Origin of the sequence: Brassicibacter mesophilus (assembly GCF_050433385.1) — a bacterium.
GTDB classification, from domain to species: domain Bacteria; phylum Bacillota; class Clostridia; order Tissierellales; family Proteiniboraceae; genus Brassicibacter; species Brassicibacter mesophilus.
In genome coordinates this window covers 1-23,459 of record NZ_JBNPXI010000024.1, presented here as the reverse complement: position 1 = coordinate 23,459, position 23,459 = coordinate 1, and the positions used below count along the sequence as shown (strand labels likewise).

Annotated in this window: 21 protein-coding genes and 1 other annotated feature; of the genes, 13 read left to right on the top strand and 8 right to left on the bottom strand. The window is 30.8% G+C overall.

What is annotated here, in order from left to right; all coding sequences use genetic code 11:
* Positions 1-269 precede the first annotated feature (269 nt).
* The 3 genes from HNR33_RS18960 to HNR33_RS18950 all read right to left on the bottom strand — a co-directional run bounded on the left by HNR33_RS18960 (position 270) and on the right by HNR33_RS18950 (position 2,704).
* On the bottom strand, positions 270-1,457 hold the full coding sequence (locus tag HNR33_RS18960; RefSeq protein ID WP_429086552.1) for a sensor histidine kinase: 1,188 nt from the start codon (positions 1,455-1,457) through the stop codon (positions 270-272).
* Positions 1,450-2,133 carry a response regulator transcription factor gene (locus HNR33_RS18955; RefSeq protein ID WP_429086549.1) on the bottom strand — a complete coding sequence of 228 codons (684 nt, stop codon included), beginning with the start codon at positions 2,131-2,133 and terminating at the stop codon, positions 1,450-1,452. Before HNR33_RS18955 ends, HNR33_RS18960 begins: the two co-directional genes overlap by 8 nt.
* A 109-nt stretch (positions 2,134-2,242) precedes the next feature.
* A complete protein-coding gene (locus HNR33_RS18950; protein WP_429086546.1) occupies positions 2,243-2,704 on the bottom strand; it encodes a DUF4342 domain-containing protein in 462 nt (153 codons plus the stop codon).
* Positions 2,705-2,888: 184 nt separating this feature from the next.
* On the opposite strand from HNR33_RS18950, the gene HNR33_RS18945 reads away from it, so the two are divergent.
* The 7 genes from HNR33_RS18945 (at position 2,889) to HNR33_RS18915 (ending at position 10,490) form a co-directional block, all read left to right on the top strand.
* Positions 2,889-4,157 (top strand): hypothetical protein, encoded by a 1,269-nt coding sequence (locus tag HNR33_RS18945; protein WP_429086543.1) that lies wholly within the window; start codon positions 2,889-2,891, stop codon positions 4,155-4,157.
* The gene (locus HNR33_RS18940) at positions 4,135-4,893 is read left to right on the top strand and encodes a DUF6320 domain-containing protein (protein ID WP_429086541.1); all 759 of its coding nucleotides are present in this window, start codon (positions 4,135-4,137) and stop codon (positions 4,891-4,893) included. The genes HNR33_RS18945 and HNR33_RS18940 overlap by 23 nt, the downstream gene beginning before the upstream one ends.
* A gap of 95 nt (positions 4,894-4,988) precedes the next feature.
* A complete protein-coding gene (locus HNR33_RS18935) occupies positions 4,989-5,777 on the top strand; it encodes a hypothetical protein (protein ID WP_429086538.1) in 789 nt (262 codons plus the stop codon).
* 265 nt (positions 5,778-6,042) lie between these two features.
* Positions 6,043-6,603, top strand: coding sequence for a TetR/AcrR family transcriptional regulator (locus HNR33_RS18930; protein ID WP_429086535.1), 561 nt, complete (start codon positions 6,043-6,045; stop codon positions 6,601-6,603).
* Between the two features lie 108 nt (positions 6,604-6,711).
* The gene (locus HNR33_RS18925) at positions 6,712-7,335 is read left to right on the top strand and encodes an aspartyl-phosphate phosphatase Spo0E family protein (protein ID WP_429086533.1); all 624 of its coding nucleotides are present in this window, start codon (positions 6,712-6,714) and stop codon (positions 7,333-7,335) included.
* A gap of 146 nt (positions 7,336-7,481) precedes the next feature.
* Positions 7,482-9,554: a bifunctional diguanylate cyclase/phosphodiesterase gene (locus HNR33_RS18920; RefSeq protein ID WP_429086530.1), complete on the top strand. Its 2,073-nt coding sequence runs from the start codon at positions 7,482-7,484 to the stop codon at positions 9,552-9,554.
* A gap of 42 nt (positions 9,555-9,596) precedes the next feature.
* Positions 9,597-10,490, top strand: coding sequence for a GGDEF domain-containing protein (locus HNR33_RS18915; RefSeq protein WP_429086527.1), 894 nt, complete (start codon positions 9,597-9,599; stop codon positions 10,488-10,490).
* Between the two features lie 78 nt (positions 10,491-10,568).
* Here HNR33_RS18915 and HNR33_RS18910 read toward each other — a convergent pair whose 3' ends face one another.
* Positions 10,569-11,258, bottom strand: coding sequence for a LysM peptidoglycan-binding domain-containing protein (locus HNR33_RS18910; RefSeq protein WP_429086524.1), 690 nt, complete (start codon positions 11,256-11,258; stop codon positions 10,569-10,571).
* A gap of 259 nt (positions 11,259-11,517) precedes the next feature.
* On the bottom strand, positions 11,518-12,567 hold the full coding sequence (locus HNR33_RS18905; protein ID WP_429086521.1) for an aldose epimerase family protein: 1,050 nt from the start codon (positions 12,565-12,567) through the stop codon (positions 11,518-11,520).
* A gap of 262 nt (positions 12,568-12,829) precedes the next feature.
* Positions 12,830-13,098: a binding site (T-box leader), on the top strand.
* A 169-nt stretch (positions 13,099-13,267) separates the two neighbouring features.
* Between HNR33_RS18905 and HNR33_RS18900 the strand changes: the two genes are divergently transcribed.
* The 6 genes from HNR33_RS18900 (at position 13,268) to HNR33_RS18875 (ending at position 20,381) form a co-directional block, all read left to right on the top strand.
* Positions 13,268-14,617 carry a sodium-dependent transporter gene (locus tag HNR33_RS18900; RefSeq protein WP_429086519.1) on the top strand — a complete coding sequence of 450 codons (1,350 nt, stop codon included), beginning with the start codon at positions 13,268-13,270 and terminating at the stop codon, positions 14,615-14,617.
* Positions 14,618-14,839: 222 nt separating this feature from the next.
* Positions 14,840-16,000: an MFS transporter gene (locus tag HNR33_RS18895; RefSeq protein ID WP_429086516.1), complete on the top strand. Its 1,161-nt coding sequence runs from the start codon at positions 14,840-14,842 to the stop codon at positions 15,998-16,000.
* A gap of 125 nt (positions 16,001-16,125) precedes the next feature.
* The gene (locus HNR33_RS18890) at positions 16,126-17,487 is read left to right on the top strand and encodes an MATE family efflux transporter (RefSeq protein ID WP_429086513.1); all 1,362 of its coding nucleotides are present in this window, start codon (positions 16,126-16,128) and stop codon (positions 17,485-17,487) included.
* A gap of 25 nt (positions 17,488-17,512) precedes the next feature.
* Positions 17,513-18,391, top strand: coding sequence for a hypothetical protein (locus HNR33_RS18885; RefSeq protein ID WP_429086510.1), 879 nt, complete (start codon positions 17,513-17,515; stop codon positions 18,389-18,391).
* Between the two features lie 15 nt (positions 18,392-18,406).
* Positions 18,407-19,288, top strand: coding sequence for a LysR family transcriptional regulator (locus HNR33_RS18880; protein ID WP_429086507.1), 882 nt, complete (start codon positions 18,407-18,409; stop codon positions 19,286-19,288).
* Between the two features lie 109 nt (positions 19,289-19,397).
* Positions 19,398-20,381: a YeiH family protein gene (locus HNR33_RS18875; protein ID WP_429086504.1), complete on the top strand. Its 984-nt coding sequence runs from the start codon at positions 19,398-19,400 to the stop codon at positions 20,379-20,381.
* 102 nt (positions 20,382-20,483) lie between these two features.
* Here the strand turns inward: HNR33_RS18875 and HNR33_RS18870 are convergent, their stop codons facing one another.
* Genes HNR33_RS18870 through HNR33_RS18860 form a run of 3 tightly spaced genes read right to left on the bottom strand, consistent with a single transcriptional unit; the run spans position 20,484 to position 23,209 of the window.
* Complete coding sequence (locus tag HNR33_RS18870) at positions 20,484-21,260, bottom strand: ABC transporter ATP-binding protein (RefSeq protein ID WP_429086501.1); 777 nt, start codon at positions 21,258-21,260, stop codon at positions 20,484-20,486.
* Positions 21,261-21,282: 22 nt separating this feature from the next.
* Positions 21,283-22,176, bottom strand: a complete 894-nt coding sequence (locus HNR33_RS18865) for an ABC transporter permease (protein ID WP_429086499.1) — start codon at positions 22,174-22,176, stop codon at positions 21,283-21,285.
* Position 22,177: 1 nt separating this feature from the next.
* Positions 22,178-23,209 (bottom strand): ABC transporter substrate-binding protein, encoded by a 1,032-nt coding sequence (locus tag HNR33_RS18860; protein ID WP_429086497.1) that lies wholly within the window; start codon positions 23,207-23,209, stop codon positions 22,178-22,180.
* Between the last annotated feature and the right edge of the window lie 250 nt (positions 23,210-23,459).

Below are 23,459 nucleotides of genomic sequence, written 5' to 3'. Positions count from 1 at the left end.
ATCTCCTGAGAATAGACTATAATCTATACAAAAGATAGTTTAAATCCTCAGGAGATTTTTGATTATTGCTCAAGTATTAGTTGTATTTTAGCTATACAAAGTTATAAAAGGATAGAGGAATAAAGTTACTAATTTCTTTATGCATCATACATTACAACAGATTAATTTGAGAAAGTTAATATATTTAACCAATGAAAAATATATCATAACACGCCCCCGAAAAACATCACTACGAATATTTTTATAGCGTTTATTATATCGCCAAAGAACTACTTATAGATAACCTCCTCAATAGGTAACTCAATTCTAATAGCTGTTCCTGTATTAACCTCACTCCATACATTGATTTTTCCATCGTGCTTGTCTATTATCCACTTTGCTATAGCAAGACCCAGTCCTGTCCCACCACTTTTTTTTGTTCTTGACTTATCAGATCTATAAAATCTATTAAATATATGTGGGAGATCTTCCTCAGGTATGCCTATTCCTGTGTCTTCAATGCTTATAATGGCACTGTTATTTTTAATATAAGAATTTAGTCTAATCGATCCTCCGGCTGGAGTGTACTTTACACTATTGTCAATAAAGATTCTTAGAGCTTCCTTGATGAGCCATTTATCAGCTTTTATTGTATATTTTTCATTTTGTTTATTGGTGATACTGTGAATATTATCGATTAACCTTGTCTCCTTTAGTACCTCAGTGATTACTTCGCTCATAATGAAAAGTTGTTTTTCTATTTTCTGCGTATTTTTATCTCCGCGTGCGAGAAATAATAGATTTTCTACAAGATTTTTCATATTTTCAGATTCGCTTTTTATAGCAGAAATAGATTCTTCAAGTACTTGCTTGTCATCCTTTCCCCACCTATCTAGTAGATTAGCATATCCTTGTATTACTGATATAGGTGTTCTGAGTTCATGCGAAGCATCAGATACGAATTGATTTTGCTGTTCTATAGAAACTTGTATTCTATCGAGCATGTCATTAAATGTCTTAGCCAAGTCTTTAAGCTCATCCTTTGAACCGCTTATATTTAGTCTTTTATCAAGAGCGTTTATAGAAATTTCCTTTACTGTTTCAGTCATGACTTTGACAGGATTTATAAGCTTTTTACTGGCCCTTGAACCAATGAATATGATTGAAGTTAATCCTATGATGTTAAATGCAAATAGTATAGCACCTAAAACATAAATATAGTCTGCTGGAGAATTAGTTTTTATATAATATTCAAAGCTAAAGTATATTCCTGTACTCATAATTGAAGATACTAGTATAAATATAAGCACATATGTTACTGTTATTTTAAAGGAGATAGAGAATCTTAGCTTGTTAACTATTTCATCAATAATCTTGTCTAGCAGTTTGAATATAAACCTTAATATATACAAAATTATAGACAATAATGCTTTTATAAACTGAAACAAAGCTTTGAGTATTAATTTTGTATTATTCATACTTTAACTGATACCCCACTCCGCGTACAGTATGGATAAATTTTTTACTGTATTTATCGTCAATTTTACTTCTCAAGTACCGAATGTAAACGTCTACAATGTTTGTGTCTCCGAGATAATCATATCCCCATACTTTTTCCAATATTATATCTCTTGTTAGCACATGATCTTTGTTTAGCATTAGATATTTTAATAGCTCAAATTCTTTTTTAGTTAAATCTATAGTGTCGTCATTAAAGGTAACGAAATATTTTTGTATATCAAGTGTAAGAGGACCTATTTTAATAATATTAGAAGAAACTGAATTGACTCTTTTATGCTTGAAAGCTACACGGATACGTGCGAGAAGTTCTTCTATTGCAAATGGTTTCGTTATATAATCATCAGCTCCAATATCGAGTCCCATTACCTTATCCATCACCCCATCCTTAGCAGTAAGCATAATTACAGGAACATGAGATGTTTGTCTAAGGCGCCTCAATACCTCCATCCCGTTTAATGAAGGAAGCATGACATCAAGCAATATAAGGTCATAATATTTGTTTAAAGCTTTCTCAAGACCTAATCTTCCATCTTGTTCATGTTCAACAATATAGCCCTCGTGTTCAAGTTCAAGTTGAATGAATCTTGCAATTTTGACTTCATCTTCTATTATGAGAATCTTTTCTTTGTTCATTTTGACCTCCTAAAAAAGAAGCTTTTAGAATTATTATACTCTTTTTGGCTACTAGTGAAAACTATAACAAAAATAAACCTGCTGAAAAACCTTCAGCAGGTAAACCATATTACGAATCTTTAAACTCGTCTGCAACTTTTTTTGTTACTGAATTAACTGTATCAGTAAATTTCTCAATCTTATTATTGATGTCATAGCCTTCACCGTTATGATTTTCTAGTCTTACTTTACATCCTAGAACCAGTGCAGCTATTGCAGCAGCGATGGTAAATGGCATTGCAATTATAGCTATTACTATCCCAACTGTAGAAGGTATATTTAATATTGTTTTATCATTTTTTGTTATTATCACATTTATTTTATTTAGTTTAGATATAATACTTTTGATTTTACTAAGCAACGAAGAGTTTTTAATACACCCTCCTTCTGGCTTTATTCTGTTTTGTTCCTCTAAATAAGCTAGAGCTTCTACTATATCACCATTACATTTTTCTAAAGCTTCTTTAGCTTCTCTATAGCCCACATTTGCTCTTTTCTTAAGTAAGTCAATTTGTTCAAGTGTTATTTGCATCTGTATTCCTCCAATACATAATTTATTGTATGTTTATATAATAAACTGATAGAATTAAAGGAATATTAGTTAAATATTAAAATTAGATTAGAAAATAATAATAGTAAACTGAGTAGTAATTTTATAGACTTGTATATTATAAATTTGGTGAATTAAATAATAAAAAATTTGGAGTATGATGATTATGAGTAAAAAAAATTGGTTTAGATTAGATAATACAGGTAAACTCTATTCTTCAATCATATCAACAAGAGTAACTACTATATTCAGAGTATCGGTGACATTGACTGAAATGGTAAGTCCCCATATGCTACAAGATGCTCTTAATAATATTATGGAAAGATTTCCTTACTTTAAAGTTCATTTAAAAAAAGGTGTGTTCTGGTACTATTTTGATCAAAGTGAGAAGATGCCATTAATTGAACCAGAAAGATATTATCCTTGCATGAACTTAAATATAAAGAAAAAAGGCAGTTTTCTGTTTAGGGTACTGTACTATAGAAAAAAGATATCTGTAGAATTTTCTCATAGCATTACAGATGGAACAGGTGCAATTATTTTTCTTAAATCACTTGTCTACGAATATTTTAGACTTCTTGGAGTAGAAACTAAAGCTACTGAAGGAATTTTCAAATATGATGAAATACCTGATGAGGAAGAATATGAAGATTCATTTATAAAGTACTATGATCCTAAGATACCAATGCCAAGAAACTACATAAGAGCATTTCATTTTCCTTTTAGATTAGCCAAAAAAGGAACGTACCATATTTTAACTGGAATAGTTCCTGTAGAAGAAATATTAAAAACAGCAAGAAAGTATAATGCTACATTAACTGAGTTTCTGTGTGCTGTTTACTTTGATACAATAATAGAGTTTATGGATATACATGGGTACAAGAAAAAGCCCATAGTTCTAAATGTGCCTATTAATTTAAGAAAATTATATCCTTCAAAAACGATGAGAAACTTTTTTGTTATTGCAGTACCATATATTGACCCTAGACTTGGGAAATACAGTTTTGAAGAGATGCTGAAGTATGTTCATAACTTTATGCAGATACAAGTGGATAAAAAATATATTAATCAACAAATAGCTAGGAATGTTAAAAGTGAAAAAAGGATTGTGCTAAGAGCTTTTCCTATTATAGTAAAAGACTTAGGTATGCCATCTATATACAAATATTGGGGAGAAGCAAACTATACAAGCGGTTTTTCCAATTTGGGGAAGATCAACATGCCTAAGGAGTTAGAAAATTATATTGAAAGATTTGAATTTTATCCCCCTCCTAGTGTAGGTAATAAAATGAAAATTACTGCTCTAAGCTTCAAAGAGAGTCTTTATATTTATTTTGGAAAGTTAACTACAAATACAGAGATTGAAAAACTATTTTTTACAAAACTTATTAAAATGGGGATATCGGTAAAAGTTGAAACAAATTATCAAGAATAACAAGAATAAAGAGGTGATTATTTTGCCTTATTGTGCAAAATGTGGTATTGAAGTAGATTATGATGTAAGAAAATGTCCTCTATGCCAATTTAGAATACCTGAAATAGAAGCTGAGGAAGAGATTGATACTGATAGATTTCCCAAAGCAGAAAATGTTTATCCAAAGGAACAAAGAGAATTGCGAAATACCATATTTATCATTATATCGACTATAGCATTAACTAGCTGTATTCTTATGGTTTTTCAAAACAAAGCATTTTCCGGCGAATTGACATGGTCGAGATATAGCATAGTATCTGTGATTGCTGCTTGGGGATACTTATTTATTTTCTTTGGTTATATACCGAGATTTAATTATATAGTATTAGGATTAAGTGTTAATACATTAGTGCTATTACTTTGCATAGATAGCTTTAGTGGAGATATTGAATGGTTTTTTTCTATAAGTGCACCAATTGTGCTACTAGCTTTTACAATAACACATATAATCGGATATCTTTATAGAAAGAGTCACAAAAAAGGACTTAATATTGCTGCGTACATAATGATAGGAATTGCTTTGTTTCTTATTGGGATAGAGGTATCATTAGATATATATTTCAGAGGTACAATAGACCTAGTTTGGTCAATAATAGTGGCAATTCAACTAGTACCGATTGCATTGCTATTATTGTATTTAAACTATAGATTACCAAAAAAATATAAAGAAAAGCTAAAAAAGAAGTTTCATTTATAAATATTGTGAAGGAAATTAGTTAATAAAGAAGAATATAAAATATGTCTTTTAAAGTGTTATTATATCAAACTAATAAGTGAGATAGGGGGATATGTATGGAGAAAAAGGTATTGGAAAGAGATGATATTCTAAAGAGCATAATAGAGACATTGAAGCCTTTAGAGTATGTCTATGGAATGTGGCAGTGTGGGTCAGCAGCATTTAAACGTGTTGACGAATGGTCTGATGTAGATATAATAATTGATGTAGCAGATGATAAAACAGAGGAAGTCTTCAAAAAAGTAGACAATGCTCTAGAAACTTTATCACCTATAGAGAATTCGTTTGGTGTTTTTAAGACAATCTGGCAGGGGGCTTATCAAAAGGTATATAAGCTAAAGGATACGAACAGATTTTTAGCAATAGATGTCTGTGCTATACAACATAGTAGCTCCAGCAAGTTTCTAGAAAAAGAAATACATGGAGATGTTTTTGTTCATTTTGATAAGAAAAATATAACTAATATTAAACCAATAGATAAAATAAAATTTGCTGAGAAACTAAATGAAAGAGTTCAACAACTTGAAAATACCTTTAAATTATTTCAGTATTTAACTGAAAAAGAACTTTACAGGAAGAATTACATGGAGGCATTATCGTACTATAATAACTTTACATTAAATCCATTAGTAGAAGTTCTAAGGATAAGGCATAAACCTTTTAGATATAATTTTAAATCTAGATATTTATATTATGATTTACCAGAAGATGTAGTAAATAGACTTCACGACTTTTATTTCATAAAGGATGGTGACGAGTTAAAGTTAAGGCATGAAGAAGCAAATAAATGGTTCAATGAAGTTATTAGTCAATTAAAAACTATTGAATTAGTAGATATATTATAGTATTAATTGAGAAGAAGTAATAGTTATAGAAGATAAGCATAGTCTTAATGCTTTAAATGAGTTGCACTTTATAAAAGCTTCTTCAACTGGAATTGCAACTGATAAATATATGTAATAATGTAAATTAGCCGAAAATAGATTTTGGCTAATTTTTTTATCTAGAAATATTATGTCGAAATAATGAGAATAATTGACAAAAATGTTGAAAATATATACAATATAATTGGAAGTAATTGAAAAAAATATAAAGTTCAAAGGAGCAAATATGGACAAGAAAAGTTTAATATATAAGCATGCTACTGAATTAATAGCTAGACATGGGTTTGAAAATACTACAATACAAATGATAGCTGATGCTGGTGAGATTTCAGTAGGCACTGTATATAATTATTTTAACAATAAAGAAGCTATATTAGAGTATATTTTTCAAGTTGAATATAAAAAAAGAGAAGCAATATTAAAAGAGATATCAGAAGGTGATGTTCCTATAGAGACAAAAATCAGAAAAATAGTAGATTTTCAATTATCAGAATTAGAAAAAAATGCTTCAGTTGTTAGAACAATAGTAAAGGAAAGTATGACAAAATATTTTTATGAAATTGAATGGATTCAAAAATCAGTAAATCTGATTAAAGATGCATTTATTAAAATGTTGGCAAAAGCAAAAATAAATGGTGAAATACGAGATTTAGATGAAGCTATAGTATCGTCCCTAATATATTTTAGTGGATATCACTTAGCGTGGATGAACGAAGACAAGGAAGAAGATTTTAGAAAAACAAAAGAGGAAGTATTTGATTTTATTGTTAATGGTATCAAAAAATAGGATATTAATATAATATCTTTATTTTCAAAAAAAAATGAATGAACGTTCATTCAAAACGCTATTGATTATCCTATAGAGACCATTAAGAAATACTAAGGAGGCGAAGTGTTGACAGATAATAAATTGCAGTGTCTTCATGAATCTAACATAATAAAAGATTATGATGATCAAGAAATTATTGAGAGATTTTATTTGTCATCACTAAATGTATTGACATTTAGTGTTCTCTTGGCAAAACGTCCTATAGCTAAAAGTAAAATGAAAAAAGTACACGATATTATAAACGATTATATATTTAAAAGTTCGGAGGAAAGCTCATTTGTATTAAATAGTACAAATGAAGAAATTACTATAGTTCTATTTAAATTATCAACTCTAGAAGCAGATTTTATTGTAAGTTCTATTGAAAATGTGATAATGGAATTATTTAAAAGAAGTGAAAACACTAGTATGTGGGGCAATGGTAGAGTATCAGGAATTATAAAAGATGCGGACTGTCTGAAAAAATATATCTTAGAGGCTAAACGAATGTCACTGTTAGATATTGAGAGAAAAATGACAAATAATGCAAATTTTTCGTTTGGCGAAATCAAATATTTGATTGAAAAAAACAGAACAATCTTAAATGACATGATTGTGGGAGAATATGGGAAGTTAGACTATAATACTATACTTGAGATGAGTGAAAAACTGGACAAGCTATTAGTAAAATATTACAATGTATCCATATGACTGATTAAACGTAAATATAAAAAATAGAATTATTTATAAATAATAAATATGTAGGATGAAGTTGGGTATTATATACCATACAAGACTTAAAAACTTTGATACAAAGCTGTATTTATAATAAAGTGTTAAACTTTAGGAGGCATTTTATGAGCAATGATAATTTTCCTAATGAAAATTTTGAAAGGTATAATAAACTAAAGCCGAGAAAAGATGCACTTGGAATAGCTTTAATATATGGTGCGAGTGGAATTATATGGATACTGCTGTCAGACTCGATGCTGAATATTTTTGTTAAAGAAAATCATATACTTATGAAAATTCAAACGTATAAAGGCTGGCTATATGTCGCAATAACTTCATTAATTCTGTATTATCTAGTTAGGAACAGAATGGATGATATTAAGAAAGTAACATTTAAATTGTATGATAGCTATGAGAATTTGAGTGCTACTCATGAGGAATTAATAGCTATAGAAGAAGAGCTGCGGGCACAATATAGTGAACTTCAAGATAGCCAAAAAGCTTATGCAGAAAGCGAGGAACGATACAAACTAGCCGTTGATGGTGCAAACGATGGTATATGGGATTGGCATTTAGGAAGTGACAAAATGTACTTCTCACATAAATGGAAGAGAATGCTGGGATTTGAAGACGATGAGATTCAAAATTCTTTTGAGGCTTGGGAACAGCTGCTACATCCTGAAGACTTGGATGCTGCAAAGAAATCTATAAAGAACTTTCTTAGTGAGACATCTGGTGTTTATGAAAGCACTTATAGGCTAAGATGTAAAGATGGAAGCTACAAGTGGATATTGAGCAGAGGACAAGCCTTGCGAGATGATGATGGAAAGCCTGTCCGTTTGGCAGGATCACATACGGACATAACAGAGAGTAAATTGTCAGAAGAAAAGATGCATTTTATAGCATTTCATGACCCTCTAACTGGATTGTATAACAGGGCCATGTTTGAGAAAAGACTTGGAGAAGAGATAAAAAAGGCAAAAGCATTTGGCTTTAAAATACATCTTGTTTATTTAGATTTAGATAATTTTAAAAAAGTTAACGATACACTCGGACATGAATCTGGCGATAAGCTACTGATAGAAATATCACTAGAATTAAAAAAATATATAACTGAAACAAATTTATTTCGCCTTAGCGGAGACGAATTTGCTATGTTAATAACTGATGATAATAACTTAGGGAAAATTGAAAATATTATTAATAATTTGTTGATTGCACTGAGAAAGCCTTGGATAATTGATAGATATGAATTTTATATAACAGCTAGTATTGGAATTGCTTCATTTCCTAAAGATGGACAGGATGCAAATACCTTACTTAAGAGTGCAGATGCTGCTATGTATAACTCTAAAGACAAAGGTAAAAATCAATTTTCATATTTCAATAAAAGTATGAACGAACGAGCATTATACTATATAGACATGGAAAAGAACCTTACATATGCAATAAAAAACGAAGAATTTAAGCTTTACTATCAACCCCAGATTGACTTGGCTACAGGAGACATAGTAGGAGTAGAAGCTTTGATTAGATGGATGCATCCACAAAAAGGAATGGTATCGCCTCTAGAATTCATACCTTTTGCTGAGGAATCTGGATTTATAGTTGAGATTGGTGAATGGGTAATACTTAATGCTTGCAAGCAAGGTAAAGTATGGCGAAATAAAGGATACCGTCCATTAAATATATCTATAAACATATCAGCTAAGCAATTTAAACAAGAGAACTTTATAGATATGGTAACAAGTATCATACAGGAAACAGATATGGATGTTAAATATCTTGTACTTGAGATTACTGAAAATACAGCTATATATGATTTAGAGTGCACTATTGATAAACTAACCCAGCTAAAGAATAAAGGGATAAAGATTGCGTTAGATGACTTTGGCGTTGGCTACTCTTCTCTAAATTATTTAAAAAAACTTCCTATCGATATACTTAAAATGGATAAGACATTTATTCGGGAAATGGTTGAAAATTCTCATGAGGAATCTATTGTTAAGGCAGTAATATATTTAGCTAAAAGTATGAAGCTTACTGTTACAGCAGAAGGAATTGAAACACAAAAACAATTTGAGTTCCTTAAAGGGAGACGTTGTGATGAAGGACAAGGATATCTCTTTAGCAAACCTGTACCAGCTAAGAATATAGAGGAGATATTACAATCCAATATAAACTATGCAAATAATTAGATATTTTAATAACAAGTGATTAATTCTAACTGAGGTGTTAAGATGGACAAAAAAATTATTACTATAGATACACTAGATGAAAATTTATCTTTTTTTGATAAAATGTATGAAGCTATTAGGATTGTAGATCCTTTGAAGAAGCTAGTTCTTGATTATAAACATAAAAACATTAGAGAAATTCAGCATATATGTTATTATTATTGGAGTAATAGCAATATATGTGATAATTGTATTTCAATGAGAGCGTATAATGAAAATGATACTTTTGTGAAGATGGAGCAAAAGGGTGATAAGCTTTTTATGGTAACAGCTATACCCGTACAGCTGAATGATAGAGGAATAGTTATTGAGTTATTAAAAGATGTGACTAATAGTATGATTCTTGGTAGTGGAGAGTATGAAAAGGGAATACAAATTAGAAGTATAATTAAGAATATTAATCAAATTGCTGTAAAAGATTCATTAACTGAGTTGTTCAATAGAAGGTATATAAATGAGAGACTACCAGTAGACATAATAAAAAGTGTTATTGATGAAAAACCTCTATCAATTATAATTGCCGACATAGATTTTTTTAAAAATGTAAATGATATTTATGGACATGTAGCAGGAGATCATGTGATAAAAGAGATTGGTAAAATACTGCTAAGTTGCATAAGAAGTGATAAAGATTGGGTAGCAAGATATGGAGGAGAAGAGTATCTGATTTGCCTAGAGGATACAGATCTAGATATGGCTTATCATGTGGCAGAAAGAATGAGATGTAAAATCAACAATCATATTATAAAATATGATTATCATCAGATAAGAGTAACATTATCATTTGGAGTTTGTTCAATTTTTAAAGAAGAAATTACACCTGAGAGATTTATAGATTGTGCGGATAAGAAGCTCTATGAGGCGAAAAAAACTGGTAGAAATAAAGTGGCTTTTTGACTATATTCATACACTAGTGTTTTATATGGAAAAAAACTAGCCCAGAATAAAGAAATCTAGGCTAGTTTTTTCATTTTTCTATACTGGAGCCTCAGGTGGTAGACATATTCTTCTTCCCGGAACGAATTCGCTAGGGGATAGTTCAGGATTATATTTTAATATATCTGTGGCAGAGACAACAAATTGTTCTGCGATGCTCGATAATGTATCTCCCTGCTTTATTATATAAGTTTTGCCACCAGGGCATAACTCAGCTGGTTCATAAGGAGGAATGCATATTTCTTGACCAATTTGGAGATTCTCAGGATCAAGATTAGGATTTGCATCTACTAGAGCCTTGTATGATATATCATATTTTTGTGCAAGCTTATAGAATGTATCTCCTTGAACTACTACATGGATTTTTCCACCTGGGCAGCTAACTTTTTTAGGAATACAAATAACTTGACCAATTATTAGATTGTAAGGATTAACAAATGGATTTGCTAATTGTAGTTCTCTTACAGTTATATCATATTCATCAGCAATACTGTAAAAAGTATCTCCTGCTTTTATAGTATAGTAAACTCCATTTTCACAAGGTGGTCTAGTCGTTTTCATCGGAACACAGATTACCTGGCCGATCATTAGATTATTAGGATTGATAAATGGGTTTAAGAACAATATAACTTGAACAGTAGTATTGTATTCCAATGCTATTTTGTAAAGTGTATCCCCTTGCTTTATAGTGTATTTTTCAGTCAATGGTGGACAACGTCTTTCTGGCATAAATATTCACCTCTTTTCATTATTTAATAATATATTATTCATAATAAAAAATAAGCGTGATAGTTTAAAAGAAAATTGTATTTTATATTAGAAGCTAAATACAATATGACAGAATAAGAGCAATGAGCAAAGATGCTTTGAAATAGTATTGAATAGGGAAATAAGAGTGTTGAACAGGAACTTAGCAAAATTAAAGTGAGGGGATGAAAAGATATAGACTACTATAAAAAGATGTACCTCTTTATAATAGTCTATTATATTATCTAATAGTTCTAAAACAATAGGATGTATGTGCTGTGTACTTTTCTCCGGGGTATAAAATATTTATTGGAAAGGCATTATTGTTTATAGCATTTGGATACCATTGAGTTTCCAAGGCTACTCCGATTCTGTTATCTGAAGCCTTTCCACCTCTCAGAGCCATTTCTGTTCCCAGATAATTACCTGTATATAGTATAACTACAGGTTGATCTGTTTTTATTTCAAGAACTCGTCCGCTTTGAGGTTCTTCCAGCACTATTTGTTGTGTTGCTGATTTATTTAATATAAACGGATGGTCGTATCCATTGCCATTTCTTAATTGTGGGCTATTATCAAATATGTTTTGCTTTATCAATTTTCCATGTCTAAAGTCAAAAGCTGTATTTGATACATCATTAATACTAGTTGGAATAGCTTCTTTGTCAATCAATATGTACTTATCAGCATTAATAGATAACTTGTGATCTAGAATATTAGTTTTATAATTACCAGAAAGGTTAAAATAGCTATGATTAGTTAAGCTTACAATTGTTTTTTTATCAGTTGTAGCCTCATAGGATATTTCAAGAATATTATTCTGATAAAACCGATATGATGTTTCTACATTCAAATTTCCAGGAAAGCCTTGATCACCGTCAATGCTCACGTATGTCATAGTTAATCCTACATAATCACTGTGGAAAAGCTTTTTAACATTCCATATCTGCTTATTAAACCCTAGTGGTCCACCATGAAGGTTAGCATTTCTATCATTTCTTGAAAGTCTATATACTTGGCCATCAATTGTAAAGGTAGCATTGGCAATTCTTCCAGCGATTCTTCCTGTTATACATCCAAAAAAAGGAGACTTTTCTTCGTAATCCTCTATAGTTTCTAATCCGAGTACAATATTTTCTATACTACCGTTTTTATCTGGCATACAAATTTCTGTTATTATGCCTCCGTAATTAAGTATACTTACAGAACTTCCAGAGTCATTTATTAACTTGTACTCATAAACATTACTACATGATTTTGTTTTTCCAAAAAAATTTTTTGATATTTCCACTAAAGACACCGCCTTTTGTCTAATAATTATATGATAATCAAAATAAGTGTAAATTTCAAAATAATATTACTTCAAAAGTTTATTAAAACCTTTAATAGTATCAAGTACTAAATTTAAGTGTAATGGATGAAGCTTTAACTTCATAAAGATAACAAAAAAATGTAACAAAAAGTTAAAAAAATCGACAAATTCTTAAAATATGTATTGACAAATGCCTTATATAAATATAAAATATGTATTAATATAAATTAAACAAATATTTTGATAAGCGAAGACGGAGAGAAAAATACACTGTTTCTATCTACAGAGAGCTGATGTTTGATGAGAGTCAGCGTTAGGATATGTATATAATGATCACTCCCGAGCTGCTGATTTGAAAGAGTATTCAAGTAAATGATGCCGGTGCCACCGATATATGGCTAAAGTTCAAGTAAGTGTACATTAAATATAAATTACTTCGACTTGATAATGAGACAGTTTTTGTAACTGTAAAGTAAGGTGGTAACACGGGAATAATCTTTCGTCCTTATAAATATTTATGCATATTTGTAGGAATGGAAGATTTTTTATTTTATACAATTTTATAGAGGGAGGTGCAAAGACTAATTTCACTTTTGAATTCCAGAACGCATACCAATATTTATCAGAACATTGGAATTATTTATAATTTTAAAAATATTACAAAAGAAGGAGACGTTTTATGAAAAGGGATAGTTTTGGTTCAAAATTAGGAATATTAGCAGCAGCAGCAGGTTCAGCAATTGGACTAGGTAACATATGGAAGTTTCCTTATATTGCAGGTGAAAATGGAGGAGCAGCATTTATATTAGTATATTTATTTTGTATAGCTATAGTAGGGATACCTGTAATGGTTTCAGAATTTATTTTAGGAAGAAAAACTCAGGCTAATGCTGCTGGAGCATTTAAAAAGCTAAGACCAGGAAGTAAATGGAGTATTACGGGGTATTTAGGTATATCTACAGCATTTATTATATTGTCATATTATGCCGTTATAGCTGGATGGTTATTTGCTTATATAAGTAGATCTGTAACAGGAAAACTTATTACTGTTGCGCCTAATCAAATAGAAGCATATTTTGGGAATATCATAGGAAATGGTTATGAGATTGTATTATGGAGTTTATTTGTCATTGCTTTAACAGCATTTGTTGTTATATCTGGAGTAAAGAAAGGTATTGAAAAGTATAGTAAAATTCTTATGCCGATATTATTTGTACTTCTTATAGTATTAATGTTTAGATCTGTAACATTAGAAGGTGCTTCAAAAGGACTAGAGTTTTTATTTAAACCTGACTTTTCTCAATTGACAACTAAAGGAGTATTAGAAGCACTTGGACATGCATTTTTCTCACTTAGTCTTGGTATGGCAATTATAATAACTTATGGTAGCTATGTTAATAAGGAGGAAAATATAGCTTCATTATCATTACAGGTAGTAATAGCAGATACACTAATTGCACTTATGGCAGGGGTAGTTATATTCCCAGCGGTATTCGCATATGGCTTTGAACCACAAGCAGGAGCTACACTTATATTCATAACATTACCTGCTGTATTTCATGAAATGCCATTTGGGGCTTTATTTGAATCATTATTCTTTATACTAGTTGGAATTGCGGCTATTACTTCAACTATTTCGCTATTAGAGGTTTCTGTTGCTTTTGTTACAGAAGAGTTTAAGCTTAGTAGAAAAAAAGCAACAATTCTACTTGCTGCAGTACTTTTCTTGTTATCAATTCCAAGTGCTTTATCATTCGGAGTAATGAGTGATGTAACAGTATTTGGGAAGACAGTCTTCGACATCTTTGATTTTACTACATCTAATATACTGTTACCAATAGGAGGATTACTAGTATGTCTATTTGTTGCTTGGGTTTGGGGAACAAAGAATGCTGTTAAAGAAATTACAAGTGATGGAATGTTTGGATTTAAGTGGGAAAAATTATATTCATTTATTCTTAAGTATGTAGCTCCTGTTGCTATTCTATTAATATTACTTTATTCAACAGGACTAATAAAGCTAAGTTAAATATTTTTCTAACATAAATTCCTCCAGAAAACACCAGACTTTTATTGATCTGGTGTTTTCATTTTTATATGATTGAATTCAATTTTACTTTATGTTAAAATATAGCATACTCAAAAAAGGGGATAGGCGGATGTTACCAAATTGATGCACTAAAAAAGCTTAATGACTATTAAAGCCTTATAAGAAGGCTTTATTTTCATACCATCTTGGAGGTGCATCTAATTGAATAAGAGAATTAATGTTTATCTAATGTATATTATTTGCTTTTTACAGGGATTTGTATTTTATGGGCCTGTTGCAACTATATATAGGCAGTCTAGGGGGCTGTCAATGTATCAGATATTTTTACTTGAATCAATCTTCATGGTTTTAATGATAGCATTTGAGGTTCCGTGGGGATGGTTCGCAGACCGATTTGGATATAAATTAACACTAGTAATTTCTAATCTTCTATTTTTATTTTCTAAAATAGTTTTTTATGAAGCAAACACTTTCTTTTTATTTTTATTAGAAGCAGTAATTATCGCTTTAGCAATTTCAGGTCTTTCTGGATGTGATACTGCCTTACTATATTACTCGTCTGAAGATGGTGAAGCTGAGAAGATTTTTGGAAGATATAGTGCTTTTGGGACAATGGGATTTCTTGCTGCTTCAATAATTTCTACGAGTATTATTTCTAGGTCTATAGATCTTGCTGCATTTCTCACTATTTTTCCTTATTTGATAGCGGCATTCCTAACTATATTTATTAAGGATGTTAAGGTACATTTAGAAGATAAACCTAGTTTTATAAGTACGTTCAAAAATGTTTTCAAAAATAAGCAAATACTTCTATTTGTTTTCGCAATTGCATTGATGAATGAAGTTAATCATGCTATAAGTGTGTTTTTAAATCAGGTGCAGTATATGCGAAGTGGTATTAATATAAAATATTTTGGACTATTGGTGGCTCTCGTACAAATAATAAGGCTAGGGTCAGCTAAATCTTACAGACTCACAGAGAAATATGGTAGAAATGGTAGTATTAAAGCTCTATTTATTATTTTAACAGTATGCTCTTTTTTACTAATATATGTTAATTCTCCTATATGGAGTATAGTGCTCATATCATGCATAAGCGGAGGATTTGCTTTAGTACAGCCCATTGCACTAGATATACAGAATAGCTCTGTATTGACCAATGACAGAGCAACAGTTTTGTCTTTATATGCTATGTTTGGGGATATTGTAGCATCACTTGTAAATTTAATAATAGGCAAGACGGCTAATATATCGCTACAGCATGCATTTGCTAGCTGTGGAACTATTTCTTTAATCTCATGTGGTCTAGTGTTTATATATTTTAAGTATTCAATAGAAAATGCTAAAGTAAATACTATATAGTGAATTTGAAAGGCTACTGAAAAATATATTCAGCAGCCTTTTGCAAAGCATATAGGGATAATTAAGAATTGTTTATTATAAAATAAATTTTTCTATATGGTTATATATAATATGGGGGGATATTTATGCAGTGGATACTGAGGGATAAGAATTTCTATAAAACGATGATAAGCATTGCGTTACCAATAGCACTTCAAAATCTTATTTCATCTTCGCTTAACATGATAGATACGTTGATGATAACAGAGCTTGGGGAAGCTAATATTGCCGCTGTGGGACTTGCAAACCAAGTGTTTTTCTTTTTTGTTCTTATCCTATTTGGTATAAATAGTGGGTCATCAATATTTGTGGCTCAGTTTTGGGGGAAAAGAGATGTTAAAAATATAAGAAGAATTCTTGGAATAGCTCTAATGATCGGGGGAGCTTTAAGTATTATTTTTGCTGTAAGTGCATTTTTCATGCCTAAAGCTATAATGAGGATATTCACTAAGGATATAGAGGTAGTAGAACTAGGAGTAAAGTATTTGAAAATTATTTCTATAAGTTACCTACTTACAGCAGTGAGTTTTTCTTTTAGTGTTGCTTCAAGGAGTATAGGTAAAGCTAATATTCCGATGATTGTAAGTGCAATAGCTTTATTGGTTAACACTGGTTTCAATTGGTTACTTATACTTGGCAATCTTGGTTTTCCTCAGATGGGGATTGAGGGAGCAGCCCTTGCTACTTTGATTTCTAGAACTATTGAAATGATATTAATACTATCCATAACATATCGTAGTAAAAATGCTCTGGCTGCAAAGCCAAAGGAGCTTTTAGATATATCTGCAAATTTTTTAGCCAAGTTTTTTAAAACTACTACGCCTGTTATATTGAATGAATTTTTTTGGTCTTTAGGTATGGTTATGTATTCAATAGCATACGCAAGAATAGGAAAAGAAGCTACTGCTACTGTACAGATAGCTACTACTATTCAGAATATATTCATGGTTGTGTCTATGGGATTAGCTAATGCATGTGCTGTTATGATTGGAAATAAGATTGGTGCTGATAATAAGGAAGAAGCGTTAACATACGCTAAGACATTTTCCGTATTGGGACCAGCAATAGGAATTATTCTTGGAATAATGCTTTATTCATTGTCTCCAATTATCATGATGCTATTTAATAACCTTTCACCAGAGGTTTATTATTCAGCTAGAAGGATGCTCATGGTTATATCTGTTACTATGAGTATTAGAATATTTAATGCAATATTAATAGTAGGTATTCTAAGGAGTGGAGGAGATACTAAATTTTCCATGTTTCTCGAGATGGGATCCGTATGGCTTGTAGGGGTTCCGTTAGCATTTCTTGGAGCTTTAGTTTTTAAGCTTCCTGTTTATTGGGTCTTAGCTATGGTTTCTTTAGAGGAGGTAGTTAAAGCAACAGTAGGTATACCTAGACTTCTTTCTATGAAATGGGTAAGGAATGTTGTAGAACATATGTAAATATATTACTTTAGGAGGGATTTCATTGGATAAGGGAAGGAAATTAATTATATTTTTACTTGCTGCAATATTAGTACTAAACATTTATCAAAATGCAAAAATTAGTGAACTAAAGAACGATTTAAGAAATCAGAGATACAGCTTTAATAGAATAAACGAGGATATAAATCAAATTAACGGAGATGTTTACGATACTTTAAATGAATGGGAGAGAGAAAATAGATGGATTAGAGATAGCGGCTATGAAATCAAATCAATATCAGATGATTTACAAGATATGACCATATCTGTATTTTGGGATTTTAATAGCTTGAAAAATGATGAAAAAGTATACTTGAATATTGGTAAATTAACGGATAATAGATTGGGAGATACTTCATGGGAAAAGATAGTTGTTGAACCAGTTAGCGATTTGCATTATGAAAAGCAACTAACATTACCATTTGAAGCAAGCTATACTATCAATGTATTAGCCGAAAATAATAGTGGGAAGCGTTCAGAGGAGCTAACTAAAGTAGATATTTACGATGGACTTATGGATCGAATTCGAGTGGATGGGAGAACTGGAACAACCGGAAGTAAAGTTTATTTAGATATACACTTGTTTAATCCTAATATAGGGTTAGATTTATTTAATGGTGGAAGATCAACTAAATCTATGCCTGAACAATTAAAAATGCATAAGGCTGAATTACAGATTTATGTAAAAGGTAAGCTTTTAGAAACAGTGGATCTATTAAAAGAAGGAGACTATGATGATGACTATAATGATGAAACGATAGATTATTATAAACCATTTGAAGATCCAGATTTTGAAGAGAAAGATTTAAAAGCTATAATTAGAGTAAAGGACAATCTTGGGTTAGAATACGAAAGAGAAGTTGAACTAGATAAAGATAAATAAAAAGAAGGTAATATTATGCTTGATACAAAGATACTAACCTTTATTACTGTAGCAAGGACAAAAAATTTTACCAGAACATCAGAAATTCTTAATGTTACACAGCCTGCTGTTTCTCAGCACATTAAAGCTTTAGAAGAGTATTATGATGTTAAGCTTTTTTATAAGAAAGGCAAAGAGATGGGACTTACTGAAGAAGGTAATCTGCTATATCAATATGCAATAGACATGCATAGATTAGATAAAAAGATTAAAGTTCAATTAAAAAATAAGACATCTGTAATAAAAAAGTATAATGTTGGAGCTACACTTACAATAGGAGGATATGTACTACCCAAAATTATTGGAGAGCATAGAAAATCCTATGAAAATACTGATATTGTACTATTTGTTGAGAATACAGAAATAATAATGAAACAGCTAAATAGTGGAAATATTGACATTGGTGTAGTAGAAGGGCCCTTTGATAAAACTAAAGTAAGATATAAAAAATTCAAGGATGATGAACTAGTATTAGTAGTATCACCAAACCATTGTTTTGCAGAAAAAGAGTCTGTTACAGTCAAAGAGGTTTTGATGAGTAAGCTTATATTAAGAGAAAGAGGTTCTGGAACAAGAAAGGTGTTGGAAGATAAGCTATTGCAGGAAGGACATACTATTGAAGACATGAATGTATACATGGAAATTGGAAACATTACAGCCATAGTATCATTGGTCGAATCAGGATTAGGATGTACAATCATATCAAAAGAGGCAGTTAAGATGTCAGTACTAAATAATAAGCTCAGAATAGTACCTATCAAAGATTTTAAGATAATTAGAGAGTTTAATTTTGTTTATATAGATGATATGAACATGGATTTTATAGACCACTTTACTAAGTTTTGTTTGAAATATTAAAAAACATCATAAGAATAACTTATAGAAATATAATTATTTATAATTTCACATTATGACTCTGTAATGCTATAATTACATTTGTTATTAATAAAAAACGAGGTGATTTTGCTTGCAGACGATAAAAAAGCTAGCTCCAGGAATTATTTTCGTATTAATCATATCTTATATATCAATGTTCATAAACGACTTGTTAAAGAGCTATATAAACCTTGAAGCACTTACGATAGCAATAATAATAGGTATAATTTATAATAATACAATAAAAACACAAAATATTTTTCGGGACGGAATAAAATTCTCACTTAAGAAGTTATTAAAGGTTGGAATAGTGCTTTTAGGATTTAAGCTTAATTTTAATGCTATACTTAAGCTAGGTCCTAAAATACTTATGATGGTATTGATATTTGTTCCATTAGCGCTGATACTAGCAATGGTATTTGGAAAGATATTTAAAGTAAATAAAAAGCTATCTGCATTAATAGGGGTAGGCTCATGTATATGTGGAGCATCAGCAGTTGTTGCTATGGCACCATGTATTGATGCAGAAGAAGATGACTCTGTAATAGCTGTGTCCGTTGTTAGCTTCTTAGGGGCCATGGGAGTTTTAATATATTCAGCTGTTGCAGTAAGTGGGCTAAATTTAACTCCAATGCAATATGGAGCATGGTCAGGGATATCTCTTCATGGTGTTGCCCATGCTATAGCTGCTGCATTTGCACTGGGGGACGCTTCAGGAGAAATTGGAACGTTTGTTAAAATGACAAGGGTTTTAATGCTGGTACCTGTTTCAATAGCATTAGGTTTTATGTTTAATAACGATAATTCGAATAAAAGTAAGGTTAAATTTCCTATGTATGTACTATACTTTATTATAGCAGGAATTATTAACTCCCTAGGAATAATACCTGCATCAATCACAAAGATACTAGTTTATACGAGTTCATTATGCATTTTAATGGCTATGACGGCTATGGGTCTATCTGTTGACTTTAAAACCATAGTTGACAAGGGTGCAAAGGCACTTATGGCTGGAACGATTTTATTTATAATTCTGTCAAGTGTAAGCCTTTTGACTATCACGAAGATTTTATAGCAAGAATAAAAGACCAATAAAGTTAATTCCGAGTAAAAATTGAGTCGGAAAAAGCTTTATTGGTCTTTAGTTTTTAATACTGAAAGTTAGTTTGAATAATACTTAACTGAAAAGGCTCCTGTCACTTACTTCTTTAAACAGCGAAAGAAGCTTTTCTTTTGTTAGGTTCTTTTTTTCATCTCCACAGACATCTATAATTATATCTCCTCTATGCATCATTATTAGTCTGTTTCCATACTTTAGAGCATGATTCATATTATGAGTTACCATAAGAGTAGTTAAATTTTTCTCTCTTACCAGTCTATCTGTAATCTCCATTATTATTTCAGATGTTTTTGGGTCAAGAGCAGCAGTATGCTCATCTAATAACAGAAGTTCAGGGCTATTTAAGGTTGACATTATAAGGCTTAACGATTGCCTTTGACCCCCAGATAGATCTGCAACCCTTGTATAAAGCTTGTTTTCAAGATTCAAATCAAGTATTTTTAACAAATCCTTAAACAGCTCCTCGTTTTTTTTATCTGAGAGAAATGATAAATTAAATTTTTTGCCTTTATTCATAGCCATAGATAAATTTTCAAATATAGTCATTGAAGGCACAGTACCTAGTGAAGGGTCTTGAAATATTCTTGATATTACCTTACATCTCACGTCTTCTGTATCATTTGTTATATCTCTTTCGCTAAGTCTTATATTTCCTCTGTCGACTTTTATTTTACCTGATATAACATTTAATAGTGTAGATTTACCTGCTCCATTACTCCCTATTACACAGATAAAGTCATTTTTATTTATTTTTAACGAAAAATTTTTGAATACATTATTCTCATTTATACTACTAGGATTAAAAGTTTTTGAAATATTTCTTACTTCAAGCATTTAAATCACCACCCACATATTTTTAGTCATTAACAGAAGCATATTTATTTTTTTTACTCTTGAAAAATGGTAAGTTTAATGATTTAAAGCTAAATTTAGAGTGCCCAATACTAAGTGCAAAAATAACTATTATACAGCTTATAAGCTTTAGATCACTTGGATTAAATCCTAGCTTTAGACTTAAAGATATGCTGGCTCTATATAGAATGGTACCAACTATACAGATTATGCTAGCGTTAAATATAGGTAGATTTCTAAATATTGAGTCCGCTAGTATAATTGAAGCTAAACCCATAATTATAGTTCCTGCACCCATATTAATATCACTGAACCCTTGATATTGGGCAAGTATTGCTCCTGATAATGCTATCAATGCATTTGATAACGAAAGAGCAAGTATTTTTATAGCTCCTGTATTTATTCCAAGTGAAACAACCATATTTTCATTGCTTCCAGTTGCTTTTATTAAATATCCGAGTTTAGTTTTGAAAAATACAGTAAATAAAATCGCTGTAATAAATGTAAAAATAAGTGCTATTATCAGTGTATTATTGTCGTCAAACATTGTCGTATAGTTGAACAAAGGCAAATTTGCTTTTGTCATTATTCTTAAGTTGATTGAGTAAAGACTTATCATTACAAGAATACCTGATAATAAATTAGTTATCTTTAGCTTTACGTTTAATAAGCCTGTGCAAGTACCAGCTATAGCACCTGCTACAACAGCTATGATTAATGATATGAATGGATTGATACCTTTTGTTATCAACAAGGCGGATACACTTGCACCTAAAGTGAAGGTACCATCAGCTGAAAGATCAGGGAAATCAAGGAGCTTATATGTAATATAAACTCCCATGACCATTATAGAAAAAATTAAACTTTGCTGGACAATTCCAAGCAAGAAGCTATTCATATTAGTTGCCTCCTTTTATGACCGTCGCCCTACTAAGTAAGTCCTGAGGTATTTCTACTCCAAGCTTTTTAGCTACATCTTCGTTTATTATAAGTTGAGTTTCCTTTAATGTTGAAACAGGTATATCTTTTATTTCCTTTCCTTCAATTATATCTACTGCCATCAAACCTGTTTGGTGACCAAGTCTGTAGAAATCAACACCTTCACATGCTAGAGCACCTGACTTAATCATAGGTTCATCTACACCAATTATCCCAATCTTATTATCAGTTGCTATCTTAGCTATCATTGGTAAGCTAGATGCTACCAGATTATCTGATGGAAGGAAAAGATAATCTACTTGCTTAATTTTAGAGCTAAGAGCTGCTTCGATTTCAGAGGTATTTGTAACAGGTATTTCAATGATATTTAGTGAAAGCTCTTTAGCTGCTTCTTTAGCCATATCTAACTGTACTTGTGAGTTTACCTCACTTGTATTAAACATAACACCTACATTCTTTGCGTTTGGGAAAAGCATTTGACCAAGTTCAAGCTCCTTTATAATAGGCGATAAATCACTTGTACCAGTTATATTTCCCCTAGGGCTGTTTATTTCTTTTACTAGACCTGCTGCTACAGGATCTGTTACAGCTGTAAACAATATAGGGATTTCACTTGTAGAATTTTTTGCTGATTGGGCTGATGGGGTAGAGATTGCAAGGATTAAATCTTTATTTTGAGATACAAAGTTTTGAGCTATAGTTGATGTTAAAGCTATATCTCCTTGAGCAAACTGAGTATCTATACTAACGTTTTTATCTGGTTCATAGCCTTTTGATTTTAATGCATCAATAAAACCTTCTCTTGCACTATCTAATGCGGGATGTTCAATAATCTGGCTTATACCAATTGAAACGACCTTCTGAGAATTGTCATCAGATGGGCTTGAAGCTGTGTTGTTAGATGAACAGCCTCCTAAAACCAACGAAAAGATGAGTAATAAAACAAAGCCTAAGCATTTACTTAGACCGGCGGAATTAAACTTAGCTACCATACTACCGTCCTCCTATTTTTTTATATTTTTTTGTTTTTACTTCTACTGCATTTCTACCTTGCTTCCCTTAGCCTAAAGGCTATCTACATTTTACAAACCCAAAAAATTATAATTGAATAAATTATAATCACTTTTAAGTAAAAAGTCAACAGTTAAATTAACCTGATGTGCTAGTAGAATTACATCAAGATAAATTTACCAATTTATTTTTAGAAAAAAATATGCTTCTTATAAACTATTACTGGATATA

Coding starts and splice junctions, on each gene's coding strand:
- HNR33_RS18915 (WP_429086527.1), top strand. CDS start 9,597: ATGGACAAAAAAATTATTACTATAGATACACTAGATGAAAATTTATCT.
- HNR33_RS18950 (WP_429086546.1), bottom strand. CDS start 2,704: ATGCAAATAACACTTGAACAAATTGACTTACTTAAGAAAAGAGCAAAT.
- HNR33_RS18870 (WP_429086501.1), bottom strand. CDS start 21,260: ATGCTTGAAGTAAGAAATATTTCAAAAACTTTTAATCCTAGTAGTATA.
- HNR33_RS18920 (WP_429086530.1), top strand. CDS start 7,482: ATGAGCAATGATAATTTTCCTAATGAAAATTTTGAAAGGTATAATAAA.
- HNR33_RS18935 (WP_429086538.1), top strand. CDS start 4,989: ATGGAGAAAAAGGTATTGGAAAGAGATGATATTCTAAAGAGCATAATA.
- HNR33_RS18890 (WP_429086513.1), top strand. CDS start 16,126: ATGCAGTGGATACTGAGGGATAAGAATTTCTATAAAACGATGATAAGC.
- HNR33_RS18865 (WP_429086499.1), bottom strand. CDS start 22,176: ATGAATAGCTTCTTGCTTGGAATTGTCCAGCAAAGTTTAATTTTTTCT.
- HNR33_RS18860 (WP_429086497.1), bottom strand. CDS start 23,209: ATGGTAGCTAAGTTTAATTCCGCCGGTCTAAGTAAATGCTTAGGCTTT.
- HNR33_RS18960 (WP_429086552.1), bottom strand. CDS start 1,457: ATGAATAATACAAAATTAATACTCAAAGCTTTGTTTCAGTTTATAAAA.
- HNR33_RS18900 (WP_429086519.1), top strand. CDS start 13,268: ATGAAAAGGGATAGTTTTGGTTCAAAATTAGGAATATTAGCAGCAGCA.
- HNR33_RS18955 (WP_429086549.1), bottom strand. CDS start 2,133: ATGAACAAAGAAAAGATTCTCATAATAGAAGATGAAGTCAAAATTGCA.
- HNR33_RS18910 (WP_429086524.1), bottom strand. CDS start 11,258: ATGCCAGAAAGACGTTGTCCACCATTGACTGAAAAATACACTATAAAG.
- HNR33_RS18945 (WP_429086543.1), top strand. CDS start 2,889: ATGAGTAAAAAAAATTGGTTTAGATTAGATAATACAGGTAAACTCTAT.
- HNR33_RS18930 (WP_429086535.1), top strand. CDS start 6,043: ATGGACAAGAAAAGTTTAATATATAAGCATGCTACTGAATTAATAGCT.
- HNR33_RS18880 (WP_429086507.1), top strand. CDS start 18,407: ATGCTTGATACAAAGATACTAACCTTTATTACTGTAGCAAGGACAAAA.